Annotated in this window: 7 protein-coding genes; 5 read left to right on the top strand and 2 right to left on the bottom strand. The window is 65.7% G+C overall.

What is annotated here, in order from left to right; genetic code table 11:
• Nucleotides 1–84 precede the first annotated feature (84 nt).
• Nucleotides 85–1,866: an HDOD domain-containing protein gene (locus DES47_RS01560; RefSeq protein WP_166651804.1), complete on the bottom strand. Its 1,782-nt coding sequence runs from the start codon at nt 1,864–1,866 to the stop codon at nt 85–87.
• Nucleotides 1,867–2,009: 143 nt separating this feature from the next.
• Nucleotides 2,010–5,951 carry an ATP-dependent RNA helicase HrpA gene (hrpA, locus tag DES47_RS01555; RefSeq protein WP_133699679.1) on the bottom strand — a complete coding sequence of 1,314 codons (3,942 nt, stop codon included), beginning with the start codon at nt 5,949–5,951 and terminating at the stop codon, nt 2,010–2,012.
• Between the two features lie 185 nt (nt 5,952–6,136).
• Here hrpA and DES47_RS01550 point away from each other — a divergent pair, with 185 nt between their 5' ends.
• The 5 genes from DES47_RS01550 (at nt 6,137) to DES47_RS01530 (ending at nt 11,659) form a co-directional block, all read left to right on the top strand.
• The gene (locus DES47_RS01550) at nt 6,137–8,248 is read left to right on the top strand and encodes a S8 family peptidase (protein ID WP_166651803.1); all 2,112 of its coding nucleotides are present in this window, start codon (nt 6,137–6,139) and stop codon (nt 8,246–8,248) included.
• Nucleotides 8,249–8,357: 109 nt separating this feature from the next.
• Entirely contained in the window at nt 8,358–9,698 is a 1,341-nt protein-coding gene (argA, locus tag DES47_RS01545) for an amino-acid N-acetyltransferase (protein ID WP_133698902.1), read from the top strand.
• A 62-nt stretch (nt 9,699–9,760) separates the two neighbouring features.
• Nucleotides 9,761–10,033, top strand: coding sequence for an oxidative damage protection protein (locus tag DES47_RS01540; protein WP_133698901.1), 273 nt, complete (start codon nt 9,761–9,763; stop codon nt 10,031–10,033).
• A 98-nt stretch (nt 10,034–10,131) separates the two neighbouring features.
• On the top strand, nt 10,132–11,196 hold the full coding sequence (locus tag DES47_RS01535; protein ID WP_133698900.1) for an extracellular solute-binding protein: 1,065 nt from the start codon (nt 10,132–10,134) through the stop codon (nt 11,194–11,196).
• Between the two features lie 166 nt (nt 11,197–11,362).
• Complete coding sequence (locus DES47_RS01530) at nt 11,363–11,659, top strand: H-NS histone family protein (RefSeq protein WP_133698899.1); 297 nt, start codon at nt 11,363–11,365, stop codon at nt 11,657–11,659.
• The last annotated feature ends 97 nt before the right edge of the window (nt 11,660–11,756 follow it).

Genomic DNA, 11,756 nt, shown 5'->3' with positions numbered 1-11,756 from the left:
AATCGGGGAACTCGGTGAGGAAACGGCCATGGCTGGAATCTAAGCTTCTTTTGGGCCCGCCAGTCGGCGAGAAGCCTGGCACCGTTAGTTTTTAGCGTTTTTTTGTTCGGCGGACTTGGCCGCCGAGGGTGTCAAGGCCTCATGCAGTTCCTTCAATCCCAGCCCCAGTGCACGACCATAGCGCTTGGCCAGTTGGTCAAGCGCCCCCACGATCTTGGGCGTGGGCAGCAGCAAGGCATCGACCACGTCGTTGGCCAGACTGGCCGTCAGCCGCAAGGTCTCGGCATCACTGTCGGGCGTGTGAATGGGCGCATCGGGCGCGGCGCGACGGATCATGTGCAGCACCTCCTCCGGCAAGCCCCAGTGCTGTGCCGCGGCGGCACCCAAGGTGGCGATGTCTATGCCCAGCACGGCGTAGGAGGCGCCGGTTTCGGTCATCACGGTCGGATTGGGCTGCTCGGGCGTGGCCGGCTGCGGCTGCATCAGCTGGCGGATCTGCAGCGCGTCGTCCGGAAAGTGGTACTGCACCAGCAGGCGGCCCAGGTTCTGCAGCAGGGTGATCAGGTAGATCACCTCGGCGTCGTAGCCGGCCGGACGCAGGGCCTGCGCTATCTCGCCGGCTCGCTGCACGCGCTCCATCAGACCCATCAGCGCCTGGGCATGGGTTTCGTTCAGCGGGCCGGGCCATTCGCGCAGGGCCGAGGCGCCGCGCTTGACGCCATCGAGCCCCAGCATGGCGATGGCCCGCTGCATATTCAGCACCGGGCCGCCGCTGCTGGCCGTCATGCCACGCAGGCTGGCCGAATTGACATTGCGCAGCAGCTCCAAGGTCAGCGCCATGTCCTGCAGCACCAGCTGCGAGACCTCGCTGGTGTGCTGTTTCTCCATCCGCGCCAGGCGGTTGACCCGGGTCGCCACGCCCGGCATCGCCGGCAGATGGCCGTAGCGGCTCATGCGCTCCAACAGCAGGGCGGCGGGGCCACCGCCCTCCCGCGAGGCATCGGAGCGCCAGCCGTCCAGCGCACGGTGCAGCGTGCGGGCATTGTGATAGCGCTGGCGGGGCTGGCGGTCGGTGCTGCGGTTGACAATGGCACGCAGGGCCTCGGGCACCGGCTGGGGCATGCCCCAGGGCAGTCGCACCAGCTCCTTGCCGGTCGGGAACATGCGGGCGATGACCAATTGCACATCGGGCTCGTCGAGCACGTTCTGGCCGGTCAGCACACGTTGCATGATCACGCCGATGGCGACCAGGTCGGCCTCGGCATCGTCACGCTGGCGGCGGCGCCGGTCGCTGGAGACGCCCCCGATGCCGGCCCCATCACCGCTGTCGGCCTCGGGCTCCGGCGCCACCTCGACGCCGGCCACATGGACCTGGTCGGCCTCGTTGATCAGCAGGCTGCTCAGCTGCAGGCTGCGGTGCGACAGGCCGGCCTCATGGGCAAAGGCCAGGCCTTCCAGCGCCTGGCAGATCCAGTGCGCCATCTCGGTGCCCAGCGGATTGGGCTGGCGCCGCAGCCGCTCTTCCAAGGTCTCGCCCAGCGCCCGGTCATAGGTGACGAAGGGCCATTGGTCCTGCTGGCCGATGTCGATGACATGGGCCAGGTTCGGATGGCTCAGGCGCGAGGCGAGCCGCAGCTGGCGCTGCCATTGCTCGATCTCGCCCTGGTTGGTCGGTGCCACGCGGGGCAGCATCAGGATCAGCTCCTGGCCGGCACGGGGGTCGAACACCAGCCAGCTCATGCTGCGCGAGCACTTGCCCAGCAGCGCCCGCAACTCGAATCGACCAAAGCGCCGCAGCGGCGCGCGGTTGGCCTCGGCTTGAGGAGTGGCCGAGGGCGCCGGGGGCGATTGAGGCGGCAAGGTCATAGAGGCAGGGCGTGAGGTGACAAGCATGACAGTACGCATTGAAACAAGCGCTTGCAATGCTCATGCCCCGATCAAGGCGGCAATTGCGCCCTATTTCGGCATATATGTAACAAGCTGAAGCCGAGGGGAAACCCAGCCCCGGCTCACTGGGTGATCTGGGCCCAGACTTTCTCCAACCTTTTCACGCTCACCGGCTGCGGCGTGCGCAGCTCCTGGGCGAACAGGCTGATGCGCAGTTCCTCCAGCTGCCAGCGGAAGTCATCCACGCGACCGTCATGCGTGCCCTTCAGCTCGGCCAGGCGGCGCAGGAAGCGCTGCTCCATCGGCCGCAGCTCGGCCAGACGCTGGCTGTCGCGGGCCGGGTCGGCGCGCAGCTTGTCCAGCCGCATGACGATGCCCTTGAGGTAGCGCGGCAGGTGCTGCAGCTGGGCCCAGGGCGTGGCCGTGACGAAGTTCTTGGGACAAAGACGCTGCAGTTGGGCCTGGATGTCGTCGGCCACCTCCTTGGCCGGTCGGCTGTCCTTGAGCTTGCGCGCGGCGGCGGCGTACTCGATCAGCACCACGCCCGTCAGGCGGGCCACCTCCTGGGCGATCAGGTTCAGCCGCGTGCGGCCCTCCTCGATGCGGCGCTTGAAGGCGAACTCATCGGTGGGCAGCGGGTCGGCCAGAAAGGCGCGGTCCAGCGCCACGCCGATGATCTGCTCGCGCAACTCATCCGCTGAACCCAGGGGCATGAAGTACACCGACATCTTCTGCAGGTCCGGAATGTTCTTCTCCAGATACTTCAGCGGCTCCTTCAGCTGCAGCGCCACCAACCGGCGCAGACCCAGGCCATGCTTGGCGGCGGCCACATCGGGTTCGTCGAAGACCTCGATCTCGACGTGCGCGCCGCGGTCTATCAGCGCCGGGAAGCCGATCAGGGTCTGCGCGCCCTTCCTCACCTCCATCAGCTCGGGCAGCTCGCCGAAGGTCCAGTTCGTGTAGGTCGCGGCCGGGGTTTCCTTGACCGGCTTGTCGGACGCCGGCACGCGCTGGGCGGTGCCTTTGCCAGCGGTCGCAGGTGCAACAGCCGGCGCGGCAGCGGGCAGCTTCAGCGCCGCCAGCGCCTGGAAGGCCGACCGCGCCTTGCTGCCCAATTCCGCCTTCAGGGCCGCCAGATTGCGGCCCATGCCCAGCTGTCGGCCATGCTCGTCGACGACCAGGAAATTCATGAACAGATGCACCGGCACCTGCTCCAGCTTGAAGTCATTGCGCTGCACGGCGATCTGCGTGCGGTCGCGCACCGCCTTCAGCAGCACATCGAGCAGGCTGCCCTGGGCGAAGGGGTTCATCTCAACGAACTCGGCCACATAGTCGGGCAGCGGCACCAGGCGCGAGCGGGGGCGCTGGTGCAGGCTCTTCAACAAGGCCAGCAGCTTGTCTTTCAGCATGCCCGGCACCAGCCATTCGCAGCGCTCCTCGCTGACCTGGTTCAGGGCGTAGATAGGCACCGTCACGGTCACGCCGTCGCGGGCATCGCCGGGCTGGTGCAGATAGCTGGTCACGCAGTCCACCCCGCCCAGGCGCAGTGTCTTCGGAAAGCTGGCCACGGTGATGCCGGCGGCCTCGTGGCGCATCAGCTCCTCGCGGCTGAGGTGCAGCACCTTGGGGTTCTCACGGCTGGCCACGCGGTACCAGCGCTCCAGGCTGGCGCCCGAGCAGACATCGGCCGGCAGCTGCTGGTCGTAGTAGGCATAGATCAGCTCGTCATCGACCAGCACGTCCTGCCGGCGCGACTTGTGCTCCAGCTCCTCGACCTGGCGTATCAGCTTCTGGTTGTGCGACACAAACGGCAGGCGCGTCTCCCACTCGCCATTGACCAGCGCCTCACGGATGAAGATCTCGCGGGCCGCCGGTGCATCGACATTGCCGAAGTTCACCCGCCGGTTGCTGTAGATGACGATGCCGTACAAGGTGGCCCGCTCCAGCGCGATCACCTCCGCGGCCTTCTTTTCCCAGTGCGGCTCCAGCAATTGCACCTTCAGCAGATGGCCGGCCATCTGCGGAATCCACTGCGGCTCGATATTGGCAATGCCGCGGCCGAAGACGCGCGTCGTGTCCACCAGCTCGGCGGCGACGATCCAGCGCCCCGGCTTCTTGCTCAGGTGCGCACCGGGGTGGCGCCAGAACTTGATGCCGCGAGCGCCCAGGTACCAGTCGTCCTCTTCGCTCTTCAGGCCGATATTGCCCAGCAAGCCGGCCAGCATCGACAGGTGCACCTGCTCGTAGGTGGCGGCGCTGCCATTGAGCCGCCAGCCGTGCTCGGCCACCACCGTGTGCAGCTGCGAGTGGATGTCGCGCCATTCGCGCACCCGGCGCACGCTGACGAAGTTCTCGCGCAGCAGCGCCTCGTAGCGGCGGTGGCTGAGCTTGTGCTCGCCCGAGCCGCCTTTCGATTCCTCCAGCCATTTCCACAGCTTCAGATAGCCCATGAACTCCGACTTCTCATCGTCGAACTTCTTGTGGCGTTCGTCGGCGGCCTGTTGCTGCTCCATCGGCCGGTCACGCACGTCCTGGCCGGTCAGGGCGCTGGCAATGATCAGCACCTCGTCCAGCGCGTGGCGGTCCTTGGCCTCGAGAATCATCCTGCCCACCCGCGGGTCCAGCGGCAGCCTGGACAGCTCCTTGCCGATGGGCGTCAGCTCATTGCGTTCATCGACGGCGCCCAGCTCGTTGAGCAGCTGGTAGCCGTCGGCTATCGCCTTGCGCGGCGGCGGCTCGATGAAGGGGAAATCCTCCACCTGCCCAAGGTGCAGCGCCTTCATGCGCAGGATCACGCCGGCCAGCGACGAGCGCAGGATCTCGGGATCGGTGAAGCGCGGCCGCTCGTTGAACTCCTTCTCGGCATACAGCCGCACGCAGATGCCGTTGGACACCCGCCCGCAGCGGCCGGCCCGCTGATTCGCCGCGGCCTGGCTGATGGCCTCGATCTGCAGCTGCTCGACCTTGTTGCGGTAGCTGTAGCGCTTGACACGCGCCAGGCCAGGGTCGATCACGTAGCGGATGCCCGGCACCGTCAGCGAGGTTTCCGCAACGTTGGTGGCCAGCACGATGCGGCGCTGGCCGTGCGGCTCGAACACCTTGTCCTGCTCCTGTGGCGACAGCCGCGCGAACAGCGGCAGCACATCGACACCGGGCGGATGATGCTTGCGCAGCGCTTCGGCCGCCTCGCGGATCTCGCGCTCGCCGGGCAGGAACACCAGCACATCGCCCGCCCCCTCTCGCCACAGTTCGTCGACCGCATCGACGATGGCATTGTTGACGTCGTACTCGCGGCTCTCCTCGAACGGGCGGTAGCGCTGTTCGACCGGGAACAGGCGGCCGGATACCGTCAGCACCGGCGCAGGACCCTTGGCCGAGGCAAAGTGATTGGCGAAGCGCTCGGCGTCTATCGTCGCCGAGGTCACCACCACCTTCAGGTCCGGGCGGCGTGGTAGCACCTCACGCAGATAACCGAGCAGAAAATCGATGTTCAGCGAGCGCTCATGGGCCTCGTCGATGATGATGGTGTCGTAGGCCTTGAGCAGCGGGTCGGTCTGCGTTTCGGCCAGCAGAATGCCGTCGGTCATCAGCTTGACCGAGGCGCCCGGCTGCAGCCGGTCCTGGAAGCGCACCTTGAAGCCGACCACCTCACCCAGCGGCGACTTCAGCTCTTCGGCAATGCGCTTGGCCACGCTGCTGGCGGCAATCCGCCGCGGCTGGGTGTGGCCGATCAGCTTGCCGGTGTTGGCGCGCCCGCGGCCAAGCGCGAGTGCGATCTTGGGCAACTGGGTGGTCTTGCCCGAGCCGGTTTCGCCACAGACGATGATGACCTGATGCTCAGCCATTGCCCGGGCAATGTCCTCCCGCCGTTCGCTGACCGGCAGCGATTCGGGGAAGGTGATGGGCGGCAGCGGCGTGGCGACCACGGGCGCTCGCTCGGGGCAAGGTGCGCGGGGTCTGGGCGGCTGGGCGGGCTTGGGCGGAGGCGGGGGCAATGGATTCACGAGGCGCGGATTATCGGCGGCTTTGCGCGAATTGATCGCGGTATCCGGAATGACCCGCATCCGATCGCATAGCGCACGGCGCTCGAAGGGCCAGGTCATGCACACGGGCGCGAATCGCCCACACCATGACAAGAGCGTGAAAAAACGCACACTTTTCGGCGCGTCATGACTACGATGAAATCGCCGAAATGACGGAAGCCGATGGCTGGGTCAGGTCGGCCCAACAACATCAGAGAGGAACCCCGATGAAGCTCACCCGAACCCCACTGCAAATCACCCGCCTGGCGGCGCTCATGCTGAGCGGCTTCGCCACGCTGCAGGCTCAGGCCATCGTCACCTACCCAGGCGATCCCGGCATGCTGGGTGATCCGGCCAGCTGGCGTACCGCCGAGTTCCTGCGCGACTGGGGTCTTCGCTCGATAGGGGCCGAGTTCGCCTATGCGGCCGGCTTCAGCGGCGCCGGTATCAAGGTCGGCATGGTGGACTCGGGCTACTACGACCTGCACCCGCAGCTGAGCGCGTCGCGCTACCACGCAGTCACGGTCAACGGCATCTCGGGCGCCCAGAACGCGGCCTATAACGACACCCACGGCACCCATGTCTCGGGCACCATTGCCGCCTCGCGCGACGGCAGCATCGGCGGGGCCAGCAACTTCCATGGCGTAGCCTTCAATGCCGATCTCTATGTGGGTAACACCCACAAGACCGACGGCGTGCTGTTCGGCCTGCCCCAGGTCACGCAGACCACGGCGCAGACACTGGAGCAGGGCTATGTGGCCGACGTCTATCGCGGCGTCAATGCCCAGGGCGTGCGCATCATCAGCACCAGCTGGGGCAGCCAGCCCAATAGCGAGCAATACAACACGCTCGGCCCGAGCGCCACCGGCGTGGCCGGCCTGATCGGCGCCTGGGGCTTTCTGGCCCGCGACGATGTCTGGATGAAGGGCGCCATCGATGCCGCCAAGACCGGTACGGTGATGGTCTTCAGCGCCGGCAACACCGGCTTTGCCAACGCCAGTGCCCGCTCCGGCCTGCCCTATTTCATGCCCGAGCTGGAGTCCAACTGGCTGGCGGTGGCGGCGATCCGTCAGAACCTGACGATCAGCGGTTCGGCCGTGGGCCAGACACTGAATGCCGACGGCTCGGTCAATGTGCCCGGCGCCCACCTGTACAACCAGTGCGGCATGGAAAAGTGGTCCTGCATGACGGCACCGGGCAACGCCATCAACGGCAGCACGGTCAACGGCGCCGGCACGGCGGCCACCTACTCCAGCCTGTCGGGCACCTCGATGGCCGCCCCCCATGCCTCCGGCTCGCTGGCGGTGATCATGGAGCGCTTCGGCTACATGACCAATGCCCAGGCGCTGGATGTGATGAAGACCACCGGTATCCAGAACGGCACCATCAACAATGCCATCGGCACGGCCATTGCCAACCCCACAGCCGGCCAGAACACGCTGGTGCCCGATGCCCGCAACGGCTGGGGCACGATCAGCCTGAAGAACGCGATGAACGGCCCGGGCCAGTTCCTCGGCAAGTTCGCCGTCAACACGCAGGGGCAGAACGACACCTGGTCCAACAACATCTCCGACGTGGCGATCAAGGCGCGCAAGCTCGAAGACGAGGCCGAGGCCGCCAGCTGGCAGACGACCAAGGTGACCAAGGGCTGGACCAACGGCCTGCCGCCCGGCGCCACCGCCGACGAGCAGACCGAGTACACGATGGGCGTGGCGCGCGAAGCGGCGCGCAATGCCCGCGTGTATGAGGGCAGCCTGGCCAAATCGGGTGCGGGCACCCTGGTGCTGAGCGGCAACAACAGCTTCTCCGGCGGGGTCGAGGTGTTCGGCGGCACGCTGGTGGGCCGCTCCGCCAGTGCGTTTGGCAGCGGTGACGTCGCCGTCTACGGCGGCACGCTGGCCGGCAACGCCACCATTGCCGGCGATCTGCTGAACCAGGCCGGTCATGTGTCCCCGGGTGAGAACGCCATCGGCACCTTGAGCGTGCTGGGCAGCTTCGCCCAGTTCCCGACCGGCGCACTGGATCTGGACGTCGGCTTCGGTGCGGCCGACTGGCTCAATATCAGCGGCACCGCCTTCCTCGGCGGCACGCTGCAGGTGAGCCTGCTCAACGGCTTCGGTGCGGGCAGCTTCACGCTGCTGAGCGCGGACAATCTGCTGGGGCATTTCGCCACGGTCCAGATTGACGGCCTAACCGCCGGCTACGTCACCAAGCTGACCTACGGCGCTGACAGCGTGCGCCTGGACGTGACGGCCGTGCCGGAGCCGCAGACCTATGCGCTGATGCTGGGCGGTCTGGCCGTGCTGGCACTGGCGCGCCGCCGTCGCGCCCCTCGCTGACATCTCGCTGCTCAGAGCAAGCCCCAAGCGCCCCTAGCGGGCGCTTTTTCTTTGTCTCACTGCGGCACAATCGGTGCAACCCTGACCACTCCTTTCCCGAACGCCCTCCATGAGCCTTGTCTTCCCGCACACCTTCGTCCCCTGGTTCCGCTCGGTCGCGCCCTACATCCATGCCTACCGAGGCGAGACCTTCGTGGTGGGCATGCCGGGCGAGCTGGTGGCGGCGGGCAAGCTGAATGCCTTTGTGCAGGACCTGTCCATCCTGCACGCGATGGGCATCAAGATCGTGCTGGTCCATGGTTTTCGCCCGCAGGTGGCCGAGCAGCTGGCCGCCAAGGGCCATGCCTCGCACTACAGCCACGGCCTGCGCATCACCGATGAGGTGACCCTGGACTGCGCGCAAGAGGCCGCCGGCCAGTTGCGCTTCGAGATCGAGGCGGCCTTCTCGCAGGGTCTGCCCAACACGCCGATGGCCAATGCCACCGTGCGCGTGGTGTCGGGCAACTTCCTGACCGCGCGGCCGGTGGGCATCGTCGATGGGGTGGACTTCAAGCACAGCGGCATCGTGCGCAAGGTCGATGCGGCGGCAATTCAGCGCGCCATTGACAGCGGAGCCATCGTGCTGCTGTCGCCGTTCGGCTTCTCGCCCACCGGCGAGGCCTTCAATCTGACGATGGAAGAGGTGGCCACCAGCGCCGCCATCGCCCTGCAGGCCGACAAGCTGCTGTTCATGACCGAAGTCGCTGGCGTGCACGAGAAGTGGGACGACCCGACCAGCCCGATAGACACCGAGCTGGCACTGGCCGATGCCGAGCGCATGCTGGCCGCCCTGCCCCGGCCGACGCAACCCACCGATGTGGCCTTTTATCTGCAGCACTGCGTCAAGGCCTGCCAGGCCGGCGTGGAGCGTTCGCACATCTTGCCGCTGGCCGTCGATGGTGCGCTCTTGCAGGAGGTCTATACCCACGACGGCATCGGCACCATGGTCGTCGACGAGAAGCTGGAGAGCCTGCGCGAGGCCACGCCGGATGACGTGGGCGGCATCGTCGCGCTGATCGAACCGTTCGAGCGCGACGGCACCCTGGTCAAGCGCGACCGCAACGAGATCGAGCGCGACATCGAGGCCTACACAGTGATCGAGCACGACGGTGTGATCTTCGGTTGCGCCGCGCTCTACCCCTATGTCGAGGCGCGCACCGCCGAGATGGCGGCGCTGACCGTGTCGAGTGCCGTGCAGGGCCAGGGCGACGGCGACCGCATCCTCAAGCGCATCGAGCAGCGCGCCAAGGCCCAGGGCCTGACCAGCATCTTCGTGCTGACCACGCGCACCATGCACTGGTTCATCAAGCGCGGCTTCCAGCCGGTCGACCCCGAGTGGCTGCCCGAGGAGCGCAAGCGCAAATACAACCGCGACCGGCGCTCACAGGTGCTGGTCAAGAAACTGGTCTGAGCCAGGGCCTTTCCAACCCCGCTACAGTCGCCTCCGTTCAATCTCTGCAAGGAATAACTCCCATGGCCCGCATCGTGCAATGTGTTCATCTGAAGAAAGAAGGCGAAGGCCTGGATTTCGCCCCCTACCCCGGTGACCTGGGCAAGCGCATCTACCAGAACGTCTGCAAGGAGGCGTGGCAGATGTGGCTGCGCCACCAGACCATGCTGGTCAATGAAAACCGGCTGAATCTGGCCGATGCCCGCGCCCGCCAGTATCTGGCGCGCCAGATGGAGCAGTTCTTCTTTGGCGAGGGCGCCGACAAACCCGCCGGCTATGTGCCGCCCAGCGCCTGAGCGGAGCTTGATCGGGGACAATATTCGGTAACGCGAATCATTCTTGTTCGATGCTAGACTGAAGGCTTCTCGCATTCGCGCAAGCCTTCGGAGTTCGCATGACCAGCCCCCGCTTCCCCCGCCTCAAAACCCTGCTGCACGCCTCGCTTTGCGGTATCGCCCTTGCCGCGACCGGCGTCGGCGCGCAAGCCCAGGACAAGGTGTTGAATCTCTATTCCGCACGGCACTATCAGACCGACGAGGCGCTGTACGCGAATTTCACCAAGGCCACCGGCATCCAGATCAACCGCGTCGACACCGATGACGCCGGTCTGCTGGCCCGCCTGCAAAGCGAAGGCGCGGCCAGCCCGGCCGACGTGATCTTGCTGGTCGATGCCTCGCGGCTGTGGCGCGCCGAAACCGACGGCCTGTTCCTGCCCGTCAAGTCCAGCCTGCTGGAGTCGCGGATACCGGCACAGCTCCGTGCCATCGACAACGGCCAGGGTTCGGCATGGTTTGGTTTTTCAACGCGAGCCCGCGTCGTGGTTTACAACAAGCTCAGTGTCAACCGCGAAGACGTCGACACCTACGAGGAACTGGGCGATGCCAAGAACAAGGGCAAGCTCTGCACGCGTGGCGGCTCCCACCCCTACAACCTGTCGCTGTTTGGTGCCGTGCTCGAGCACCTCGGCGCCGAGCGCACCGAGACCTGGCTCAAGGGTATGGTGGCCAATATGGCCCGCGACCCCAAGGGCGGAGATACTGACCAGATCAAGGCCGTGGCCAGCGGCGAATGCGGCATTGCGCTGACGAACACCTATTACCTGGCGCGCATGATGCGTTCGACCAAGCCCGAGGACCGCACGGTGGTCGAGAAGATCGGCGTGGTCTTCCCCAATCAGAACTCCTGGGGTACGCATATCAATATTGCCGGCGGCGCGGTGGCCAGGCACGCCAAGAATCGCGACAACGCGGTCAAGTTTCTTGAATACCTGAGCAGCCCGGAGGCGCAGGCCTATTTCGCCAACGGCAACAACGAATGGCCGGCGGTGACCGACACCAAGGTCGCCAATCCCGCCCTGCAGGCGCTCGGAAACTTCAAGAGCGAAACCATTCCATCGGCGGTGGTCGGGCGCAATCAATCCAAGGTACAGCAATTGCTTGACCGCGTCGGCTACAAATGATTTGCCCATCACGTCCGGGGTTTTAATCAGAAATCCCGGCGTGATGCAATTCACGCGCTGATGAATATCGACACGAATACCTCAGGTAGGCAAATAGATAAGCTTATGCCTATAATCAGTCCGTCCCATACTGGGTTTGGCCCGAAACCTACCGAGGAAGCGAACGATGGCATCTCTGAAAGACCTTTTGGCCCAACGGGCCGCCCTGGACCAGCAAATCCAGGAAACCACCTCGCGTGAACGCAGCGACGCAATTGCCAAAGTCAGGATGCTGATGTCCGAGTATGGCTTGACGATTGCCGATCTGAGCACCAAGACACCCAAGGTGGAAAAGGTATCCAAGGTTGCGGCCAAGTATCGCAACAAGTCCACCGGTGAATCCTGGAGCGGCCGTGGTCTGCAGCCGAAGTGGTTGAAGGCAGCCATTGGCGCGGGTGCCAAACTGGAAGACTTCGCCATTTAGTGCGCCCGAGTCAAGACAAAAGGCCACCCTCGCGGTGGCCTTTTTGTTTGCGGGCTCCATAGACCTGACCACCGAAACCTCGACGTCGAGGGCGGTA

This window comes from Roseateles toxinivorans, from assembly GCF_004362525.1.
GTDB lineage: Bacteria > Pseudomonadota > Gammaproteobacteria > Burkholderiales > Burkholderiaceae_C > Paucibacter > Paucibacter toxinivorans.
Note: the sequence above shows the minus strand (reverse complement) of the source record. Positions and strands in the feature narration are given on the sequence as shown.

What these genes read in the sequence shown, in the direction of transcription:
- DES47_RS01560 (WP_166651804.1), bottom strand. Translation starts at nt 1,866, where the DNA reads ATGACCTTGCCGCCTCAATCGCCCCCGGCGCCCTCGGCCACTCCTCAA.
- hrpA (WP_133699679.1), bottom strand. Translation starts at nt 5,951, where the DNA reads ATGCGGGTCATTCCGGATACCGCGATCAATTCGCGCAAAGCCGCCGAT.
- DES47_RS01550 (WP_166651803.1), top strand. Translation starts at nt 6,137, where the DNA reads ATGAAGCTCACCCGAACCCCACTGCAAATCACCCGCCTGGCGGCGCTC.
- argA (WP_133698902.1), top strand. Translation starts at nt 8,358, where the DNA reads ATGAGCCTTGTCTTCCCGCACACCTTCGTCCCCTGGTTCCGCTCGGTC.
- DES47_RS01540 (WP_133698901.1), top strand. Translation starts at nt 9,761, where the DNA reads ATGGCCCGCATCGTGCAATGTGTTCATCTGAAGAAAGAAGGCGAAGGC.
- DES47_RS01535 (WP_133698900.1), top strand. Translation starts at nt 10,132, where the DNA reads ATGACCAGCCCCCGCTTCCCCCGCCTCAAAACCCTGCTGCACGCCTCG.
- DES47_RS01530 (WP_133698899.1), top strand. Translation starts at nt 11,363, where the DNA reads ATGGCATCTCTGAAAGACCTTTTGGCCCAACGGGCCGCCCTGGACCAG.